The organism is Simiduia sp. (assembly GCF_058345725.1).
The window spans coordinates 39,159-58,814 of sequence record NZ_JBTUOC010000051.1 but is presented as its reverse complement, the minus strand read 5'-3'; the positions used below and the strand labels follow the sequence as shown (position 1 = coordinate 58,814).

At 55.1% G+C, this 19,656-nt stretch carries 21 protein-coding genes; 15 read left to right on the top strand and 6 right to left on the bottom strand.

The window, feature by feature from the left end; all coding sequences use genetic code 11:
- From ACW8F6_RS11985 to ACW8F6_RS11965, 5 genes are all read left to right on the top strand, one after another.
- Window positions 1-1,914: efflux RND transporter permease subunit (locus tag ACW8F6_RS11985; RefSeq protein ID WP_491576109.1), on the top strand; the 1,914-nt coding region annotated here is incomplete at its 5' end.
- Between the two features lie 14 nt (window positions 1,915-1,928).
- A complete protein-coding gene (locus ACW8F6_RS11980) occupies window positions 1,929-2,312 on the top strand; it encodes a copper resistance CopC family protein (RefSeq protein ID WP_491576108.1) in 384 nt (127 codons plus the stop codon).
- On the top strand, window positions 2,312-3,187 hold the full coding sequence (locus tag ACW8F6_RS11975) for a CopD family protein (RefSeq protein ID WP_491576107.1): 876 nt from the start codon (window positions 2,312-2,314) through the stop codon (window positions 3,185-3,187). The genes ACW8F6_RS11980 and ACW8F6_RS11975 overlap by 1 nt, the downstream gene beginning before the upstream one ends.
- A gap of 12 nt (window positions 3,188-3,199) precedes the next feature.
- Entirely contained in the window at window positions 3,200-3,739 is a 540-nt protein-coding gene (locus ACW8F6_RS11970) for a YybH family protein (RefSeq protein ID WP_491576106.1), read from the top strand.
- 37 nt (window positions 3,740-3,776) lie between these two features.
- A complete protein-coding gene (locus tag ACW8F6_RS11965; protein WP_491576105.1) occupies window positions 3,777-4,514 on the top strand; it encodes a heparan-alpha-glucosaminide N-acetyltransferase in 738 nt (245 codons plus the stop codon).
- Between the two features lie 41 nt (window positions 4,515-4,555).
- On the opposite strand, the gene cueR is transcribed toward ACW8F6_RS11965, so the two are convergent.
- The gene (gene cueR, locus ACW8F6_RS11960) at window positions 4,556-4,951 is read right to left on the bottom strand and encodes a Cu(I)-responsive transcriptional regulator (protein ID WP_491576104.1); all 396 of its coding nucleotides are present in this window, start codon (window positions 4,949-4,951) and stop codon (window positions 4,556-4,558) included.
- 20 nt (window positions 4,952-4,971) lie between these two features.
- A complete protein-coding gene (locus tag ACW8F6_RS11955) occupies window positions 4,972-7,401 on the bottom strand; it encodes a heavy metal translocating P-type ATPase (protein ID WP_491576103.1) in 2,430 nt (809 codons plus the stop codon).
- A 177-nt stretch (window positions 7,402-7,578) separates the two neighbouring features.
- Between ACW8F6_RS11955 and ACW8F6_RS11950 the strand changes: the two genes are divergently transcribed.
- From ACW8F6_RS11950 to ACW8F6_RS11940, 3 genes are all read left to right on the top strand, one after another.
- On the top strand, window positions 7,579-7,776 hold the full coding sequence (locus ACW8F6_RS11950) for a heavy-metal-associated domain-containing protein (RefSeq protein WP_491576102.1): 198 nt from the start codon (window positions 7,579-7,581) through the stop codon (window positions 7,774-7,776).
- Window positions 7,777-8,222: 446 nt separating this feature from the next.
- Complete coding sequence (locus ACW8F6_RS11945) at window positions 8,223-8,957, top strand: MauE/DoxX family redox-associated membrane protein (RefSeq protein ID WP_491576101.1); 735 nt, start codon at window positions 8,223-8,225, stop codon at window positions 8,955-8,957.
- A gap of 42 nt (window positions 8,958-8,999) precedes the next feature.
- Window positions 9,000-9,536, top strand: a complete 537-nt coding sequence (locus tag ACW8F6_RS11940; RefSeq protein ID WP_491576100.1) for a GNAT family N-acetyltransferase — start codon at window positions 9,000-9,002, stop codon at window positions 9,534-9,536.
- A gap of 42 nt (window positions 9,537-9,578) precedes the next feature.
- Here the strand turns inward: ACW8F6_RS11940 and ACW8F6_RS11935 are convergent, their stop codons facing one another.
- Window positions 9,579-9,959 (bottom strand): VOC family protein, encoded by a 381-nt coding sequence (locus ACW8F6_RS11935; RefSeq protein WP_491576099.1) that lies wholly within the window; start codon window positions 9,957-9,959, stop codon window positions 9,579-9,581.
- Between the two features lie 188 nt (window positions 9,960-10,147).
- Here ACW8F6_RS11935 and ACW8F6_RS11930 point away from each other — a divergent pair, with 188 nt between their 5' ends.
- From ACW8F6_RS11930 to ACW8F6_RS11920, 3 genes are all read left to right on the top strand, one after another.
- On the top strand, window positions 10,148-12,229 hold the full coding sequence (locus ACW8F6_RS11930) for a TonB-dependent siderophore receptor (RefSeq protein WP_491576098.1): 2,082 nt from the start codon (window positions 10,148-10,150) through the stop codon (window positions 12,227-12,229).
- Window positions 12,230-12,322: 93 nt separating this feature from the next.
- Window positions 12,323-13,516, top strand: a complete 1,194-nt coding sequence (locus ACW8F6_RS11925) for a PepSY-associated TM helix domain-containing protein (RefSeq protein ID WP_491576097.1) — start codon at window positions 12,323-12,325, stop codon at window positions 13,514-13,516.
- Entirely contained in the window at window positions 13,506-13,691 is a 186-nt protein-coding gene (locus tag ACW8F6_RS11920) for a hypothetical protein (RefSeq protein ID WP_491576096.1), read from the top strand. Before ACW8F6_RS11925 ends, ACW8F6_RS11920 begins: the two co-directional genes overlap by 11 nt.
- A 34-nt stretch (window positions 13,692-13,725) precedes the next feature.
- Here the strand turns inward: ACW8F6_RS11920 and ACW8F6_RS11915 are convergent, their stop codons facing one another.
- The gene (locus tag ACW8F6_RS11915) at window positions 13,726-14,130 is read right to left on the bottom strand and encodes a DUF1761 domain-containing protein (RefSeq protein WP_491576095.1); all 405 of its coding nucleotides are present in this window, start codon (window positions 14,128-14,130) and stop codon (window positions 13,726-13,728) included.
- A 160-nt stretch (window positions 14,131-14,290) separates the two neighbouring features.
- On the opposite strand from ACW8F6_RS11915, the gene ACW8F6_RS11910 reads away from it, so the two are divergent.
- The 4 genes from ACW8F6_RS11910 to ACW8F6_RS11895 all read left to right on the top strand — a co-directional run bounded on the left by ACW8F6_RS11910 (window position 14,291) and on the right by ACW8F6_RS11895 (window position 16,905).
- A complete protein-coding gene (locus ACW8F6_RS11910; protein ID WP_491576094.1) occupies window positions 14,291-14,539 on the top strand; it encodes a Rho-binding antiterminator in 249 nt (82 codons plus the stop codon).
- A 44-nt stretch (window positions 14,540-14,583) separates the two neighbouring features.
- Window positions 14,584-15,294 (top strand): NYN domain-containing protein, encoded by a 711-nt coding sequence (locus ACW8F6_RS11905; RefSeq protein WP_491576093.1) that lies wholly within the window; start codon window positions 14,584-14,586, stop codon window positions 15,292-15,294.
- Window positions 15,295-15,440: 146 nt separating this feature from the next.
- On the top strand, window positions 15,441-16,232 hold the full coding sequence (locus ACW8F6_RS11900) for a substrate-binding periplasmic protein (RefSeq protein WP_491576092.1): 792 nt from the start codon (window positions 15,441-15,443) through the stop codon (window positions 16,230-16,232).
- Between the two features lie 67 nt (window positions 16,233-16,299).
- Window positions 16,300-16,905, top strand: a complete 606-nt coding sequence (locus ACW8F6_RS11895) for a YhgN family NAAT transporter (RefSeq protein ID WP_491576091.1) — start codon at window positions 16,300-16,302, stop codon at window positions 16,903-16,905.
- Window positions 16,906-16,957: 52 nt separating this feature from the next.
- Here ACW8F6_RS11895 and ACW8F6_RS11890 read toward each other — a convergent pair whose 3' ends face one another.
- Together ACW8F6_RS11890 and ACW8F6_RS11885 are read right to left on the bottom strand one after the other, a co-directional pair.
- Window positions 16,958-18,739, bottom strand: coding sequence for a DUF885 domain-containing protein (locus ACW8F6_RS11890; RefSeq protein ID WP_491576090.1), 1,782 nt, complete (start codon window positions 18,737-18,739; stop codon window positions 16,958-16,960).
- Between the two features lie 156 nt (window positions 18,740-18,895).
- Window positions 18,896-19,630 carry a sulfite exporter TauE/SafE family protein gene (locus tag ACW8F6_RS11885; RefSeq protein WP_491576089.1) on the bottom strand — a complete coding sequence of 245 codons (735 nt, stop codon included), beginning with the start codon at window positions 19,628-19,630 and terminating at the stop codon, window positions 18,896-18,898.
- Between the last annotated feature and the right edge of the window lie 26 nt (window positions 19,631-19,656).

Sequence of the window (19,656 nt, the reverse complement as noted above, 5' to 3'; positions counted from 1 at the left end):
GCTATGATCGACGGTGCCATTGTGATGATCGAAAACATGCACAAGCACATGGAGCGCACGCCACTGACGCGCGAAAACCGCTGGCAAGTAGTCACCCAAAGTGCCATCGAGGTCGGCCCAGCGTTGTTTTTTAGCTTGCTTATTATCACTGTCAGTTTTATTCCGGTGTTTACCTTAGAGGCGCAGGAAGGCCGGATGTTTGCACCGCTGGCCTTCACTAAAACCTACGCCATGGCCGCCAGTGCCGCACTTGCGATCACATTGGTTCCGGTGTTGATGGGCTACTTTATTCGCGGGCGCGTGCGCTCGGAATCGGAGAATCCGATAAACCGGGGCTTTAGCGCCCTTTATTTACCGGCGCTAACCTGGGTGTTGAAATTTCCCAAGTTGACGCTGCTCGGTGCGGCGCTGTTGGTGTTTTCCAGCCTTTGGCCGCTGCAGCAGTTAGGCAGTGAATTTATGCCGGAGTTGGATGAGGGGGATTTGATGTACATGCCCACCACCTATGAAAGTATTTCCATCGGCAAGGCGCGTGAGCTATTGCAACAAACCGACAAGCTGATTAAAACCCTACCAGAAGTTGAGTCTGTATTTGGCAAGGTAGGGCGCGCGGAAACCGCAACGGACCCGGCGCCCTTGACCATGATCGAAACCTTTATTCAACTGAAGCCGCGCGATCAGTGGCGGCCGGGCCTGAGCCTCGACGACTTGAAGCGTGAGCTTAACAGCCTGGTGAGTTTTCCCGGTGTCACCAATGCATGGGTGATGCCCATCAAAACCCGTATCGATATGTTGGCCACCGGCATTAAAACGCCGGTGGGCATTAAAGTGGCTGGACCCGATCTCAATGTCATACAAGGTATTGGCACGCAACTGGAAATGTTGTTGGCCGACCTTCCGGGCACAGTGTCTGTGTACGCCGAGCGAGTGGCCAACGGGCGCTATATTAAACTCGATATCGATCGCGAAAAGGCGGCGCGTTTTGGCTTGAATATTGGCGATGTGCAGCAGGTGATCGGTACGGCCGTGGGCGGCCGCAATGTCACGGAAACCGTCGAAGGCCAGGAGCGCTACCCAGTCAATTTGCGCTATCCGCAGCACTACCGCGATTCGCCCGAGCAGCTGGCGCTCTTGCCCATTGTGACACCATCGGGCCAGCACATTACCCTGGGCGATGTCGCTAACATTCTGGTTGAGGAGGGAGCCGGTGGCATTAAAAGTGAGAATGCGCGATTAAATGGCTGGGTGTTTATCGATATTGCCGAGGTGGATGTGGGCAGCTATGTGGCTGAGGCGAAAACACGTATCGCCGCGCAACTGACTTTGCCCGCCGGCTATTCCCTGAATTGGGCCGGCCAGTTTCAATACCTGGAACGCGCCAAAGCGCGCTTGCAATACCTGGTGCCGCTCACGCTATTGATTATTGTGATTTTATTGTACCTGTGCTTTCGCAATACCGCGCAAGTGGCGATGATTATGGCCACCTTGCCATTGGCTTTGGTGGGCAGTATTTGGTTTATGCACTGGCTGGGTTTTCACTTTTCGGTGGCCGTGGGTGTGGGCATGATAGCCCTGGCCGGTGTGGCCGTAGAAACCGGCGTGATTATGCTGGTGTATTTGGATCACGCCTGGCAGAAACTGCGCGAAGAGATTGCTGCGCCCACACTCGCGGATGTACGCGCGGCGGTTATTGCCGGCGCGGTACTAAGATTGCGACCAAAACTGATGACGGCCACAGCTACCATTGCCGGTTTGGTGCCCATTTTATACGGCTCGGGTACGGGCTCGGAAATCATGAGTCGATTGGCTGCCCCCATGGTGGGTGGCATGGTCAGTTCGGTGTTGTTAACGCTGTTTATTTTGCCGGTGGTTTATTTGCTTTGGCGAGCGCGGCAAGTGAACGCACAGGCGTAAGGAGGGGGAGAATAATGAAATTTGTGAAACGAGTGCGCTGCCTGATGGCAGTTTGTGTCTTTATCGTTGGCGGGCTCGCTCTGCCGGTAGCTGCGCATACAGCATTGAAAAGCAGCGTGCCGGCAGCAGGCGCGACGCTCACTGCATTGCCCGCGCACATCACCTTGCAGTTCAGTGCGCCGGTGCGGTTGGTGAGTGTGGCGCTGTTTGACCGAAACGAGGACCGCGCGGCGATGGCGTTTACCCCCGCTTCAGCGGCAGAGGCGCACTATCGTGTGCCGACGCCTGCGCTCAATTGCGGAGACTGGCGCTTGCGCTGGGTGGCGATGGGCGGCGATGGGCATAAGATGAGCGGTGAGGTGTTGTTCACCTATGCCTGTGACAGCACGGACGAATAATGGATATCTGGTTAATTGCCGCGGCGGTCAATAAAGGGGTGGTGTTGCTGGCGACGGCGGCGCTGATGGGGGCGGCGCTGGTATCCGTTTTGCAAACAACGCTGACTGGTTCGATTTTGTACTGGACGCGTGCGTGGCTGCTGGCGCTTTTTCTGGCGTGTCTGTGGGTGATTCCCCTGCAGGCGGGTGCGCTGGCCGAATCGGGTTGGGCGGGCATGTTCGATCCGATCATGCTGTCGATCGTCTGGCACACGCCTTGGGCAGACAGCACCTTGCTGCGGTTGGCAGGCGCGAGTATCGCGCTTGTGGCGGTATTTCCCGCGCTGCTGCCACGCGCTAAGCATTGGCAAACCTGGTTGTTGGGTGTTGCCTGCCTCTTGTTGGTGATGGCTTTCGCCTGGGGCGGCCATTTGGCGCAGGCACCGGCTTGGCAGCAGGTGTTGTTGTGTTTGCACCTCGCCATTGGGCTCACGTGGATCGGGAGCCTGGTGCCCTTTTGCATGCTCACCCGCGAGCCGCCTACTGAGCAGACCGCCCGGGTGTTTGAACGCTTTGGCCGCTTGGCAGCGATGCCCTTATTGTTAATGGTGGGCGTGGGCGCGCTGTTGACCTTTAGCCTATTAAACGCGCCGGCGGAATTAATCCGTACCACTTATGGCCAGCTGTTACTGGCGAAGATTGTCCTGACGTTGGCGTTGTTGGCGCTGGGCGCGTGGCACAAGTGGGTGGCGGTGCCGGCACTCTGCCGGCAGCCAACGGTAGGCAATCTGCAAAAGCTGGGAACCACACTGAGACTCGAAGCCGCGCTGGGCACAGTATTGCTGCTAGTGCTGTCGGTGATGACCAGCGCAGTAGGACCGACAGTGCATGTGTAGGTGCATGTGTAGGTGCATGAAGTAGAATCGCCAACAACACATCGCAGTGAATATACATTTTTAACAGTGAGAATGATTATGAAACAATTTTTCGCAACGCTAATGACGCTGGTGTTATGGTTCGGTGTCTGCACAACCGCTTCGGCCCACGGGGATAAACCTACGCATACCGCGGGCCTATTTGCCGGCTTGGAAACGGACGCCGCTAGGGCTGCGCAAGCATTTAATGACGCCCTGGCTGAGGGGCAAGCCGAGGTTGCCGTGGGTTTTTTGGCAGACGACGTGCTAATTTTTGAAGGTGGCGTGGAACGCTCTGCGGCGGAGTATGCGGCCCATCATATGAAATCTGATATGCAGTTCTTAAAACACATGCAGCGAGAGGTTTTGGAGCATCAGGTGCGGGTCTATGGCGATGTGGCATTGTCCACAAAGCGCACGCGTACCACCGGCAAATTTAAAGGGAAAACGATAGACACAATCGGCTATGAAACCTTACATTTGGTGAAAACGAGTAGTGGCTGGAAGATTAACCATATACATTGGTCTCGATAATCGGCTAGGGTTTCGCATTTACCGTAAGGAGCGCTGAGTGTCTAGGAACCAGCAAGAAAAGTTTTCTTCCAGCGCAGCGCGCAATGTCACCGTGGATTGTTTGCGCACCTTGGCCATTCTACTCATGGTCATTTTTCATTTCATCTACGATCTCAAAAGCTTTGGCTATGTGGCTTGGGATATTCCCGATGGTACGGGTTGGCGGGAATTTCGTTACCTGATTCTCACGCTGTTTTTTGTGTGTGTGGGCATTGGTTTGGTGTACGCCCATGGTCGGGGTGTTCGCTGGCGAAATTTTTGGCGACGCGAAGCGCAGGTGCTTGGCGGTGCCGGCTTGGTCACGGCAATGTCGCTCGTGATGTTTCCCGAGAATTGGATCTATTTTGGCGTACTGCATTTTATATTTGTCGCCAGCGTATTGGCGCTGCCTTTGGTGTGGACACCGCGGCTGGCATTGCTCGGCGCACTAATTTTAATGGTGGGTTACAAGCTGCAGTGGTGGCACAGCCACTGGCCCTTTCACTATGCCTATGCGGCCTGGCCTGAAGTGATGCCTGGCTATGCCAATGATTGGGTGCCGCTCATCCCCTGGCTGGCGCTGGTTTGGGCCGGCATATTTTTGGCGCACAGCCGTTGGTTAAAGCGCGACCCCCTGGGGTTTATCGCCATGCCCGCATGGCTGGCGTGGCCTGGAAAACACAGCCTGTTGATCTATTTACTGCACCAGCCGGTGATGGTGGCAGGTTTTTATCTGCTCCAGTGGGCTAGTCATTAGCTCTTTCACTAGACTGTGCGGCCGGGGAAGACCGGATTTGGTTAGAGTTCGCCACACTCAATTCCTTTTATTATGGGGCAGTCGGGTCGATCGTTGCCGCGACAATGTTCGACCAGCGTTTGTAAGCTTGCGCGCATGGCTGAAAGCTCTGCAATTTTGACATTCATCTCTGCTATGTGTTCGGAGGCAATTCGTTTAACGTCGCTGCTGGCCCGGCTTTTGTCTTGCCAGAGCGATAACAGCACCCTAATTCTTTCTAGTGAAAAGCCAAGCGAGCGTGCGCGTTTGATAAAGCGCAACACATGCACGCTCGCCTGGCCATAGGTACGGTAGCCGGCAGCAGTCCTGGGCGAGGGTTGCAATAACCCGATGGACTCATAATGGCGAATCATTTTTGAGGTAACCCCGCTCGCAGCTGCAGCCTGACCAATATTCATAGCAAATTCCAATGTTTAAACTAAATGGGACACTCGTTAGTGGGTTGTTTATTGCGATGGGATATTGTTCGTCCCTTTGGCGTCCAACCACTTAAAAGTAGGGCATTGCTGACAACGCTCACACTACTGAGCGCCATGGCTGCACCGGCAATCACGGGGTTGAGCAGGCCAAACGCCGCCAGTGGAATACCAACTAGATTATAGATAAAGGCAAAGAACAGGTTCTGCCTAATTTTTTGGTAGGTCTTCCGAGATATTTCAATGGCATTGCCGAGCAACAGAGGGTCGCCGTGCATTAATGTAATACCCGCGGTATTGATCGCGACATCGGTACCGGTGGCCATGGCGACGCCCACATCAGCGGCAGCTAATGCCGGTGCATCGTTAATGCCATCACCAATCATGGCAATCACTTCACCATTGGTTTTGCTGCGCTTGATAATGTCAGCTTTTTCACTGGGCAGTATACTGGCGTAAACATCGGTAATGCGCAGCGCATTCGCCACCCGATTGGCGCTGCCCTGATTATCGCCGGTGAGTAGCATCGTTTTGATCCCTTGTTGATGGAGGTGTTGAATTGCTGCCTCGGCATTGGACTTTAGGCTATCGCCAAAGGCAAAGAGACCGAGCAATCTTGGCAGGGGCGTCGTTTCGGCCAGCCAGGAGACGGTATAACCTTTGGTCTCCATAGCCACTGCTGAATTTACGTACGATTCGATATCAATTCCCAATTCGCGCATCAACTTTTGGGTGCCAAATTGCAGGTTCCGTCCATCAATTTCGCCCGCAATACCGCGTCCAGGAAGCGCGCTCAGGTGGCGCCCTTGACTAAGGGTAATACCGTCTGCTTCGGCTTTATCCAACAGCGCGCGCGCCAGCGGGTGGTCGCTGCCCATTTGCAGAGAAGCGGCAACATAAAGCAACACGGATGTGGGCTGGCCGGCGGATACTATGTCTTTAATGGTGGGCTTGCCGACGGTGAGTGTGCCTGTTTTATCGAATGCCATTGCGGTCACTTTATGGGCCATTTCCAGTGCCTGCGCATCTTTGATCAATATGCCGTGGCGGGCTGCAACGCCGGTACCGGCCATAACAGCTGCCGGTGTTGCCAGCCCCAGTGCACAGGGGCAGGCAATAACCAGTACGGCAATGGCGTTGATCAGTGCCTGCTCTATATCCCCACTCCAATACCACCAAGCGGCAAAGGTTGCCAGGGATATCAAAATAACAATGGGTACAAAGATGCCGCTAACTTTGTCGACCAGGCGCTGAATAGGTGCTTTGGCGCCCTGGGCTGCTTCAACCATGTGAATGATCTTCGACAGTGTAGAGTCGCGCCCAACGGTGGTGGTGCGCACAACCAGCAGACCGTCGCCATTCACGGAGCCGCCGGTAACCGTGTCGCCAACGTCTTTTACAACATGCTGGCTTTCGCCGGTGATCATCGATTCGTCTAATTGGCTACGTCCCTCAATAATTTCGCCGTCCACAGGGACTTGGCTGCCGGGTTTAACCACCACTAAGTCGCCAGCTTTCACCTGAGTGATGGGCACCACTTTATCCTGGTCGTCGCGTAAGATTGCCGTGGTTGGCTTGAGAGCATGCAGCGCCACAATCGCCTCGGTGGTCTTATGTTTGGCGCGGTTTTCCATCCACTTGCCCAGTAGTACCAATGTAATGACTACGCTGGATGCTTCAAAGTACAAGTGACCGCCGCTACCGGATAACAGGGCAAAAACACTGAGGCCGTAACCGGCGCTGGTACCGAGTGCCACTAGCAAATCCATATTGCCGGCACGGGCCTTAAGTGCACGCCACGCCGCACGGTAAAATCTGGCACCTAGCCAAAATTGCACCGGCGTTGCGAGTGCCCACTGTACCCAACCGGGGAGCATCCAGTGCACACCGAAGGGTTCAAAAAACATCGGCACCACCAGTGGCAGGCTGAGGATTGCGGCGAGTGCCGCCCATCGTCCACCTTGCGATGGTTTGCGGCGGTCTGCGTCTAATTGATGGCGCTCTTGATCTAAATGAGCCTGGTAGCCCGCATTAGTCACGGCTTGTATGAGTGCATCTGTGGTTGCCGCCGGCGCAACCCGTGTTATTTGCGCCGTTTCTGTGGCTAGATTTACGGTAGCGCTAAGTACGCCGGCCACCGATAACAGGGCCCGTTCAACGCGCCCTTGGCAACTGGCACAGGTCATACCCTGTATGACCAGCGTGTGTGTTTCGGTTTTCAATTCGTAGCCCGCCTGCGTAACGGCGCGAGAAATGGCGTGCCAGTCAACTCTCGCTGCAGCGATGTGGACGGTGTCTGTGGCAAGGTTCACCCTGGCGCTTTCCACGAAAGGTATAGAAAGCAGTGCTTGTTCGACGCGTCCTGCGCAGGACGCGCAGGTCATGCCTGATACAGTGAAACGGTGGTCGGAAGTCAGGTTTAAATTACCCATGATGGCTCGCCTCTTGTAGACGGTGTTTGATGAGAGTACGGATTTTCAAGGTTGCCACCGTGGCAAGGTCAAGGGATTTTTTGGCGCTTTTTTCGGAAGAATTTGGCCTGGCAGGGCTTGACCTTGCCACAGTGGAAAGGCATAGGCTGACCTCTCCACAATCTCACTGAGGCTATTATGATTCACTTTTTAATGGGTGGTATGACCTGCAATTGCTGCGTACAAAAAATTACTCGCTTGGTGTTATCGCTGGATGCGAGTGCGCAGATCGCGGCCAGTATTGCAACGGGCGAGTTGACTATAGTCAGCGACCGACCAGCAGTGCTATTTGAAGAGGCAATAACTGACTTGGGTTATAGAGTAACGCGAACGTAATTGATTCCTGGTTGTGTTCCGACGACAGTGCCGAGCGATAGTATCGCGCTCGGCATCTGCCAGTAATTGACCTTTGTTGTGTTGGGCATTTAGTTTTCTATCTTTCTCCTTCGATTTTCCTATCTCTTTACTTGCTTGTTGTATGCCTGAGCATTTTTGTTGGTACAGTTTCTGCATTAATGGTGTAAGTGCGGGTGAATTAGATTTTATTTAGATAGAAGTTGTATTTACTGGTACTTGTTGTCTGACGCTCGTTGTAAATTGAAATAAATTCAAAGGTTTTTGAATTTATTGTATTTCTGTGAATTGTCGCGAATCCTATCGCGCGCCGAGTCGATGTACAGTGTTGCGTTTGCTCGGCCACACAGCGATTACTGCACCGAAGTGTACTGATGTTATCTGCTGTGTCCAGCGCGGCTAACGACAGGTTTTAAAAGGAGACCATTATGGCTAAACGAGCCACTGTGTATCGAATGGTTACCGAAGAGCATCTCTGCCCGATTGGAATTAAATCAAAAGATTTGTTGGCGCGCAGGGGCTTTGTGATAGTCGATAAACGCCTGACGTCGCAGCGTGCGGTGAATGCTTTCAAGCGTGCGCAGGGCGTAGAGACTACGCCACAAATTTTTATTGGCGGTGAGCGCATTGGCGGCTACGAGCAATTGCGGGCCTATTTAGGGCTTGATCCCATCGATGACGGCGTGCGCTATACCCCGGTGATCGTTATTTTTTCTTTTGCGGTATTGGCAATTGTGGCCTTGTCCTTTGCCTCTGCTCAGCCACTGCTGAGTGCCACCACCCTGTTGCAATGTGTGGCGCTGTCGATGGTGTTTCTGGCCGTGCAAAAGTTGCAAGATCTGCACAGTTTTACCAATACATTTGTCACCTACGATTTGCTGGCGCGACGCTGGGTGCTCTACGGTTATGCCTATCCATTTTTGGAAGCCTACGTGGGCTTGGCGATGTTGGCCCAGTGGCCGGCGTGGTCGGTGGCCCCGGTGGCGCTCGTCATTGGTGCAATCGGCGCGGTGTCGGTATTTAAGGCCGTTTATCTGGACCGGCGCAGGCTGCAATGTGCCTGTGTGGGTGGTAACAGCCAAGTGCCACTTGGATTTATTTCGCTGTTGGAGAATGGGGTGATGGTGCTGATGGCCGTGTACATGTTCGCGTTGGCAGGTTGAGCCGGGGTAGAATGATTCGCCCTAAAACGCAGAGACATACCGATGCTAGTGCCAAGCTCCACACGCCTTAAGTACGCGCTTTTGGACGCCGAGGACGCGCCGTTGCTGTTGGCGCTGGATCAAGATCCCGAGGTCATGAAGTACATCAATGGGGGGCGGCCCAGTACCCCGGAGGATATTGCCAAGGTCATGGTGCCGCGCATGTTGCGCTACCGCAATCCCGACAAAGGCTGGGGGCTCTGGGGCGTGAATATTAGCGTTACCGACGAATTTATTGGTTGGGTGTTGGTGCGCCCCATGGATTTTTTCTCTGAGGCACCCCAGTGGCGCAACCTAGAACTTGGCTGGCGCTTCATGCGCCACAGCTGGGGCCAGGGCTATGCCACCGAGGCAGCCGCCGCCATTGCGGCGGCCTTTGCAGGGCAAGCCGATGTGGAGACCTTATCGGCAATTGCGCTACCGGAAAATGCAGGCTCAATTGCCGTGATGAAAAAGCTGGGCATGCGCTACCTGAAAACAGATCTACACCGCGACCCCTTGGGTGATGAAACCGTGGTGTATTACGAAAAGCCGGTATAACGGCGCACTCGGGGCGCGATGCAACCCAGCTGGCGCCATCTCTTAAGCGATTCTATAGAGCGCGCAGAGTTTATTGCCGGTGGGATCGCGCAAATAGGCAAGGTAAAGCTTGCCCGATACTCCTTCCCGAATACCCGGAGCATCCTCGCAGGTGGTACCGCCATTGGCGAGGCCGGCGGCATGCCAGGCGTCCACTTCCTCCGGACTCTTGGCCTCAAACCCCAGGGTGCTGCCATTGCCGTGGCTGGCGGGTTCGCCATTGATTGGCTTAGACAGAGCGAAAACACCGGTTCGGCTGAGATAAAAACAGCGGCCCTTGTCGTCGTATACGCCGGGCTTGCGGCCTAAAGCGCCTAGCGTGGCGTCGTAAAACTGCTTTGCGGTATCTATATCGTTGGTCCCTAGCATGACGTGACTGAACATGGTGCATCCTTTTGTTGATGGGTTGCGGCGCGCCGCGAGCGGCCGCGTATTGCGGCGGGGTCAGCTTAAGGGGTATTGGCGAAAGAAAGCAAAACATAACAACGCAAATGATAATAATTAGCATTTACATTATCGAGGAAATTCCCTAGGATAGCGCGCATTGCTTATTGGATCGAAGGTACCATCACATGCGCACTCCTCTGAAACACGCCACGCTGCTTGCACTTGCCTGTAGCTCCCTCCCTCCTGCCGCTAGCCATGCCGCCGACGCGCTTGAAGAAATGCTCATCGTGGGCGTGCGCGAAAACCGCGTGAGCGAGGGCGCCACAGGTCTGGCGCTGGAGATTCAAGCCACACCCCAGTCCATCAGCGTGGTTTCGCGCGAGTGGATGGATAACTTTGGCGCCAACAGTATTAACGCGGCATTGGATCTGGCCACCGGTATTCGCGTCGAGCGTTGGGAAACCAATCGCACCAGTTACACCGCGCGCGGTTTTGCCATGAAAAGCACCCAAATTGACGGTGTGGGTCTACCCAATAGTTGGGGCCTGGTGGAGGGCGCCATTGACGCCTACGGCTATGAAAAAATTGAGGTGATCCGCGGCGCCAATGGCCTGTTGACCGGCGTGGGCAACGCCAGCGGCACACTAAACTTCGTGCGCAAACGCCCCACCAATGACGCTCAAGGCGAAGTGCTCGCCAGTGTGGCATCACACCAAAGCTATCGCTTGCAGGCGGATCTGTCTTCGCCGCTGGACGCCGCCGGTAACTGGGCGGGCAGGCTTGTTGCCGCCGCCGAGCAGGCCGACTCCTACATCGAGGGCAAATCTGACGCGCGTCAGTTTATTTACGCCGTGCTGGACGGTCAGTTGTCGGACAACACTACCCTGGCGGTGGGTTATTCCTATCAGCAGGCGGAAACCGACGGCAATATGTGGGGCGGCCTGACCTATAGCAATGCCGACGGCAGTCAGGCCGAGTGGGATCGCGGAGCCACCACCAGCCAGGATTGGACTTACTGGGATAATCTCAACCAGTCGGCGTTTGTGGAGCTGGGTTATCGCTTGCCCAATGACTGGGACATGACACTAAGCTATAACTACCGAGCAATGACCGCTGATAGCGCATTGTTTTTTGCCTACAGCACTACCGGTTTGAACCCCGACACCGGCGAAGGCCTGGTGGGCTGGCCCGGCAAGTGGCCAAGCGAGGATCGGGCCGAGATTTACGAAGCCAAGGTAAACGGTGATTTCAGCCTGTTCAACGCGGATCACCAGCTGGTATTTGGCTACAGCCACGCCAGCAACAACAACGACCAGTACACGCACCCCTTCGACCCCAGCGAGCCCGCCTTTGGTCCGCTGCCCGCGTTTCCCTATCCACTCGATAGCGTGCCCGAGCCCGTTTGGGGTGCCAAACAGTTAGACAGCGAAACCGACGACCAACTGCAGCGTCTGTATGCAGCCACCCAACTGAATGTTGGCAAGGTGTCCGTCGTACTCGGGGCCAATGCCATTAAATTTGACCGCGAGGCCACCAGTCTCACCAATACACTGCGCGAAACTGAGGTGAGCCCCTACGCCGGAGTCACCGTTGCACTCACGGATTCCGTAATGGCTTACGCCAGCTATTCAGACATCTACGAGCCGCAGGACTACTACGATATCAACGGTGATTACCTTGCGCCCACCAAAGGTGAAAACTACGAGCTGGGCGTTAAATCTCAATGGTTGGAAAACCGCCTGTTCGCCAATTTGGCGCTGTTTAAGGCGGCGCAGTTGGGGCTTGGAACCTACGCGGGATTTAACACAGATACCGGTCGCTATTACTACGCGGGGCAAGACACCTTTTCGCAGGGTGTCGAGCTGGAGTTGACGGGTCAGGTGAGTGAGTTGGGTCAGCTGGTTGTGGGCGCCACCCTGCTGGAGGTGGAAGATGACGACGGCAAACAGGCCAATCCTTGGGTGCCGGAGCAGGCCCTTAATCTGGCCTTCACCCAGCGCTTGCCAGGCTACGAAGCACTTGGGCTGGGGCTGGCCGCCAAGTGGCAATCGGAAACTAGCAAGGTGGATGCCTATACGGGCGTTACAATTTCCCAGCCTGCCTACAGCACGCTCGATGCCTTTGCCGACTGGCGCTTCAGCGAGCAGGCCCGTTTGAAATTCAACGTGCACAATCTCACTGATACTAAATACATCACCAGTTTGTCGGAGATTGGTTTCTATGGCGCGCCGCGTAGCTACACGCTGAGTTACCAGCACCAATTCTAACGCGACCTTGGCAGGGCAGAGGCCGACGCTCAGTGCGCGACCGACTTGCCCCGCCAATCTTTAGCCACCCGAGATTGATATTCAGAGGCAGCCATGACCCGCCAATCCCTTCGCAACTGGTACCTGGTGCACAAGTGGACCAGCTTAATTTCCACGCTGTTTTTACTCATGTTGTGTATCACGGGTTTACCGCTGATTTTTTACCACGAGATTGAACACGCGCTCGGAAATGCCGTGGAACCGCCCGAGCGCTCGGGTGTGACGCAGGTGGCCAGTCTCGATGGAATTATTCAGGCGGCGCAGGCGCGCAAGCCCGAAGACGTGGTGCAATATGTGTTTCGCGACCCCGACGAGCCGGAAGCCTGGCACGTGACTATGGCGGCGTCCATTAATGCGCCCCAAGGCTCCGCCTACTACATGTACGATGCGCGCACGGGCGACTATCTGCACCAGTTTCCGGTGGGCGAGGGCATTATGTATATTCTCTACCGGTTACATCTGGACCTGTTTGCAGGTTTAGCGGGCATGTTATTTCTAGGCTTTATGGGGCTGCTGCTGGCGGCGTCGCTGGTGTCGGGTGTCGTGGTCTACAAACCGTTTATGTCGCGCCTGAAATTTGGCAGTGTGCGCACCCATAAATCGTCCCGGTTGCAATGGTTAGACCTGCATAACCTGCTGGGCATTGCCACGCTAGTGTGGTTGATGGTGGTGGGGGTGACGGGCACGATAAACACTTTATCTGTGCCAATCTTTGGCCTGTGGCAAACCACAGAGTTGCAAAGTATGACGGCGGGTTACGATCAACAGGCCGAGCGACTGACCCTGGCCGACGGTATTTCTATAGAGGCGGCGCTGGCGAGCGCGTTGGCAGCGGCGCCCAATACCGAAGTCAGTTTTGTGGCCTTTCCCGGTAACGAGTTCACCACGCCGCACCACTTTGGTTTTTTCCTGCTGGGCGACACGCCGTTAACGTCGCAACTGTTGACCCCGGTGTTGGTGGACGCGAAAACCAATACCGTCACCGCGGTGGGCGACATGCCTTGGTATGTGAGTGCGTTACTCTTGTCGCAACCATTGCACTTTGGCGATTACGGCGGTTTGCCCCTAAAAGTCATCTGGGCGCTGATGGATGTTATAGCCATTCTTGTATTGGCCAGTGGTGTTTATTTATGGGTTAAACGGCGCAATCTATCGCTCGCCGAGCGCCTTGGGTTAAAAGGGCGCGAGCTGGACGATGTGCTGGCAGGCGGCCCCGCATTGGCGCGCGAGGTGGTCCATGAGTCGTAGATTGAGCGCCTCACAAATCTGGCAGATGCCGATCGCATTGGGGCTATTGAGTGCGATCGGCCTGGTGTCGGCTCTGCTCTCTGACACCATCGGGGATTGGTTGGCGTGGTTTACTCTGGGCGTACCTTTAGCCGTGTTGGCTTACCACTGGCTGCGGGCAGGCCAGTACAACTAGCCGTCGGGAAAGTGCGATTAAAGGGGCTACACGCTCAGTGCCAGCCCCCCACTATTGCGCCCATTAGCGTAAAACCCACCATATTGAATCCGGCGTTGATGGCAAACAGCGTTAACGAGCGCTGTTCAAATAGATCGTTCACCGCCATCGCCATGGCCGCTATACCAAAGCCGGCTAAAAAGCCCAATAGTGCACCACTTATCAAGGTGCTCTCTGGTCCTAAAAACACGCCCAGGCTAACGGCGATGAATAGATTCGCGACGAAAGCCAGGCCAAAGACCTTGGCCATATTCTGTTTTTTGGCGTCTTCCTCGGTCAGTCCGGTTTCTACCATCCAGAGTTTGCCGAACAGCAGCGGTGAGTACCAGATACCGCCCAGGGCAAAACTGGACACGGCCGCGACGAGGACGGCATAAATATTCAACGTGGATAAGTCCATGGCTGTTTCCTCAAGGTGCCGACGCAAAAATCGGTATTGTTTTTGATTGCCGCGCAGACCTAGCATAGCCAAAGACTGGCCTATCTGCCGGGTAGATCGGTGGTTGGTCTGCCTGGCCTTGTGTATAGTGAGATTCGAACGCTGCTAGCGGAGGTGGAAAATGGCAATAGGCTGCGACCTGCACGACTACTTTGAAATAGTGTGTATGCGGGCTTCCAGGGTGGAGCTTCGGCTGCGCAATGGCCGCACGCTGGTTGGCCGAGCTCACACGATTGTTCAGCAAACCGGCGAAGAATTCCTCGTGTTGCGATCGGCAGAGAGCGAGCAACAGGTGGCACTCACGGATATTGCGCAGATGCGTGCAGTGGGAAACACACAGCCCCAGCATAACTTTACCGTGGATTGCTAGCGCGCCCAAAAACGTACAGCCGATACTCTGGGATTTCTAATTTAATGAGCGATAGTATTCAAAAAATTGCACTCTTTATCGACGCCGATAACGCGCCGGCCGCAAAATTTGAAGCGGTATTGAGCGAAGTGGCAAAGTATGGTGTTGTCACCATTCGCAAAGCTTATGGCAACTGGAAATCGCCCAACCTAAAGCCCTGGGAAGATTTGTTACATGAGTATGCTATCCAGCCGGTGCAGCAATACGACTTAACCAAGGGTAAAAATGCCTCGGATATTGCACTGGTTATTGATGCCATGGACATCATGTACACCAAACAAATAGATGTGATGTGCTTTGTGTCCTCCGATTGTGATTTTACGCCTATGGTGACCCGGGCACTGGCCGACGGCAAGGTGGTCTTGGGTTTTGGCGAGCGAAAAACACCATTGGCCTTTGTTAATGCTTGTTCTAAATTTCTTTTTCTAGACGATGAAAAAACGCCGCAATTATCGGAAGATGGCGCGAAAAATTTAAAATCTAACACCAAGTTGCTGGGTCTCCTGCGCACGGCCATCGAGGCCACCGAAGACGAAGAAGGGTGGGCATCGCTGGGGCCCGTGGGGTCGCATATTTCCAATAAAACGTCCTTTGATTGCAGGAACTATGGCTACAAAAACCTCAGTAGTCTATTTAAAGCCATCGATCTATTCGATTTAAAGCGCGTGGGTAATGCGTATATGGTGCGCGATGCCCGCAGATCCCGTCGCAGCTAGTGCCGTCTAGCTTTCGTTAAGGTGGGCGACGGGAAGAATGGCGCGCCTGGTCTACACTGGATATTCCGGGTTGTGCGGTTAGCGCCGTGGGTGATTTCAATCGCATGGGTAGGATAGGGCGCGTGCAACACCAAATCGAGTTCAGCATGACCACACAGCGAGGTGCAGGCCGACATTGCCCGTTGGCACGGCGGTGTCTGCCGCTGTTAATGTTGTCTTTGTATTGGGCGACGCTGTCCACGCCCTTGGCTGCGCTGGAACTCAATGAACTGACTTACATCACCGAGGATAGCGCATCGTTTAACTACCTTGTCGACGGCCAGTTGCAGGGCCCCGCCGTTGATTTGCTGTTGGCTGCCACGCAGCGGGCGGGGAGCCCGGTCAGCAGGGATACTATTCAAGTGCTGCCCTGGGCCAGGGGTTTTCGAAATGCAAAGCTTGGCCCAAATTGCGTGTTGTTTAGTACTTTACGTACGCCAGAGCGCGATGCTCACTTTCAGTGGGTGGGCCCCATCGGTTACGAGAGCGATGTGCTGGTAGGGTTGAAAGCTCGCCAGTTTTCGATTGAGTCTCCTGCCCAGTTGCAGGGCTTCACCATTGGTGCCGTTAAAGATGACGTGGGCCAGGAAATTCTCCTGGCGGCGGGTATTAAACCCGAAAATATTGTAGTGACTTCCCATGTCGATAGCTTAGGGCGCATGCTTCACGCAGGACGCATCGACCTGTGGGCTTTTGGCGAGGGCGGCTGGCGCTACAATTTGGTGAATGCTGAAATAGACCCGCTGCAATTTGAAGCGGTGTATCGGTTTGAGCCGCGCGAGTACTACTTTGCAGTGAGCCTGGATGTCAGCGAGCAATTGGTACGGAAATTACAGGCGGCAGTGGACGCCATTATAAATGAGCAGGGCCCGCTGACCATTGAGACGGCAGAGCCTTAAGGCCTCAGGCTTAACGATAAACATTATTCCTAAAGCTGTATAAAACACCCAATGAAGGTAATTGATAATGAACTGGACTGAAATTGCCCCAGCGGCTGTGACGTTGTTTTTGATCATGGACCCTTTGGGCAATGTACCTATTTTTAATGCCGTGCTGTCGCGTTTAGACAGCCAACGGCGCACGCCCGTGCTCGCCCGCGAGTTGGTCATAGCGCTGGTGATTTTGTTACTGTTTTTATTTGCAGGCAATGCCATTCTCGCCTTTCTAGGCCTGACCCAGTCATCGCTAAACATTGCCGGCGGCGTGCTACTGTTTATTATTTCACTGCGCATGATTTTCCCGGTCACGCACGAGCGCGGTGATGACGTGGAGGCGGAAGAACCGTTTATTGTACCGCTGGCCGTGCCGATGATTGCCGGCCCATCAACTATCGCTGTGCTGCTCTTGCTCAGTTCTAACCAACCCGGTCAAATTGGCGATTGGACAGTGGCGCTGTTGTTAGCCTGGGCAGGTTCCTCGGTTTTGCTTTTGGCATCGCCCCTGATTATGCGTGTTATTGGCACTAAGGGATCGCGCGCGCTGGAGCGGTTGATGGGCATGATCTTGGTGATTTTGGCCACGCAAATGTTGCTGAACGGCATTCGAGATTTTGTGGCCAGCTTGGCGGGCTAGCGGCAACCCACAGCGAATTTGAGCGTCGCTGTGGGCCGGTGCCTAAAGGGTGTTACGGCGCGGTTGCCTGCTTTTGGGATTCGATAAACTGCAGCATCTTGGCCTCCAGCATCGATAGGGGCAGGGCGCCGTCGCTTAACAGCGCATCGTGAAAGGCGCGGATATCAAAGCGCGAGCCCAAGATTTTTTCGGCCTGTGCACGCAGCTCGCGGATTTTTATCTCGCCCATCTTGTAAGACAGCGCTTGACCTGGCCAAGAAATATAGCGATCGACTTCCGCGCGCACATTGTCGTTCGACAGTGAGGTATTGTCTGAGAGGAAGTCGAGAGCCTGTTGGCGAGTCCAGCCCTGGGAGTGAATGCCGGTGTCGATAACCAGTCGACAGGCGCGCCACATTTCGTAACTCAAACGGCCAAAGTGCTCGTAGGGTGTGTTGTAGATACCCATTTCGATACCCAAGCGTTCTGCGTATAAGCCCCAACCTTCACCAAAGGCGCTCAAGTATAAGTTGCGGCGAAAATGTGGCACTTGTTCCAGTTCTTGAGAGAGGGCACCTTGCAGATGGTGGCCCGGTACCGCTTCGTGCAAGGTTAATGCCGGCAGTTCATACAGGGGGCGTTGATCCAAATTGTGCGTGTTGAGCCAGTAGGCGCCGCCGCGCACGCCACCAATGGCGGCAGGGTTGTAGGACGCGGTGGTGTAGTTAGGTGCAATTTCTGCAGGCACCGGCACTATGCCATAGGGCATGCGCGGCAAACGGTTAAAAAATTCCGGCAGGCGATAGTCCGCGCGCTTGGCAATATAGGACGCCTCTTTTAGCAATTCCTCCGGTGTTTTGGCGTAAAACTGCGAGTCGGTACGCAAAAAATGGGTAAAGGCTTTGAAGTCTCCTTTAAATCCCGAGGATTTTATCAGCGCCTGCATTTCGGCTTTGATGCGTTGGACTTCCTTAAGTCCCAATGCGTGAATCGCCGCGGCGGGCACGTCCTGTGTGACGTAGGTGCGAATGGCGTGCCGGTAGTAGGCTTTGCCATCGGGTAATTGCTCGGCTCCCAGATTGTCGGTGGCCGCGCGCAGGTACTCGCCCTCTAGAAAATCAGCGACGCGGGCAAAGGCGGGCATCGCTACGTCGGCAATGGCTGCTGCGCCTTCTGCCCGCAAGTCTTTCTTGAGTGCATCGCTGAAGGTGGCGGGCAGGTTTGTGAACGGCTGGTACAGGCTACTGGCTTTTGGGTCGCTATAGACCTGCGCGCGGACGGTGGGTGCGATGCCCTGCACGACAATTTTAGGCAGTACAAAGCCGGTCCGAATGCCCTCGCGCATATTGGCCAGGTTTTCATCAAAATAGCGGCCAAAGGCGCGAATGCGTTGAATGTAGTCGCGGTAGTCCTGGGCGCTATGCATAGCCAAGCCACTGCTGGCCTCTAAGGCCTCGGCGTAAAAACTGTAAAAGGTATTGAGCGGTATACGCTCCAGGAACAAGGTGTTGGCTTCAATACTGTTGTTGAGCACCCAGTGCAATAGCTGGCGATTAACGCGGTCTGCGGCAGACAGTGTGCGTTCATCGAGCGCCTCTAAGCGCGCCAGCAATTGCCGCTCTGCCTGCAGGCGCCGCGCGCGGTCGGCCGGTGCGACGCCGGGCAGCCGATGATTGTGGCCGGCTACACCCATTCGGCCCGCGGTGATGGGTTGTTCCTGAAGCGTGTATTGCCAGTGGTCTTCAATAATTTGCGTCAAACTATCTGCCGTTGCCGCCTGGGTGGCAGCGCCAGTGATAAAAAACAGTACACCCAAGGCGGCCAGCACTGCGCTGCGCGTTAGCATTATTTTCATGGAAGGGCTCCGTTGAGCTGAACGAACTGGATGCCACCATAGCATGGGCATTGGTGGCTGCTGAAGTCTCTGTGCAGGTGTGGCAGGTGCGCGCAGTCTGGCGGAAAAATCTGCATTTTTATTGCGGGAAACGTTTAGAAAATCGGACGCGCTTACCTACTCAATCAAGCCTTTAGCAAGCAGCAGCACCCCGGACAGAATTAGCAGCACACGGCACAAGGTCATAAAGGTGGTGTCGCGCATGTGTTGCTGAATGCGCTTGCCCGCCCAGACGCCTGCGAGCGCCAGAGGTAGCAGCGCGATAGAGAGCAGTAGCGTGTCTGCGTGCCATTGCCCCAGCAATCCGTAGGGCACCACTTTGGCGGCATTTAACAGGGCAAAAAAGACACTGGCGGTGGCCAGCCATTGCAACTTGGGCAGCGCGCGGCCCAGCAGGTAGATGTTGAGCGGCGGCCCGCCTGCGTGGATCAAGGTGGAGCTGGTGCCGGCCACCAATCCCCACAGCCAGGCCGCACCTTTAAGGTGGGCAAACCAGGCGGTGAGTGGCGCCCACAGACCAAACAGTAGGCACAAGATTGCCAGACCCAGTTGCAGGGCGGAAGCCGATAGTTGCCCCATGCCCAGTGCGCCCAGACCAATGCCTAGCGCCGCCGCCGGCAACAGCGCATACAGGCTGGGCCAGTGCGCATGGCGGAAGTAGTAGTGCAGCGTTTTTGCATCCATAACCAATAGCACCGGCAGCATCAGTGCGGCCGCTTGCGGTAGCGGCATGATTAAGGCGAGCAGCGGCACGGCCACCACGCCGGCGCCGCCGGCAAAACCGGATTTGGAGATGCCGGTGAGCAGAACGCCGGGCGTGGCCAGCAACCAGAACAGTGGGTCGGTGATCATTGGCTCTCCTGTGGTTGCAGCCTGCG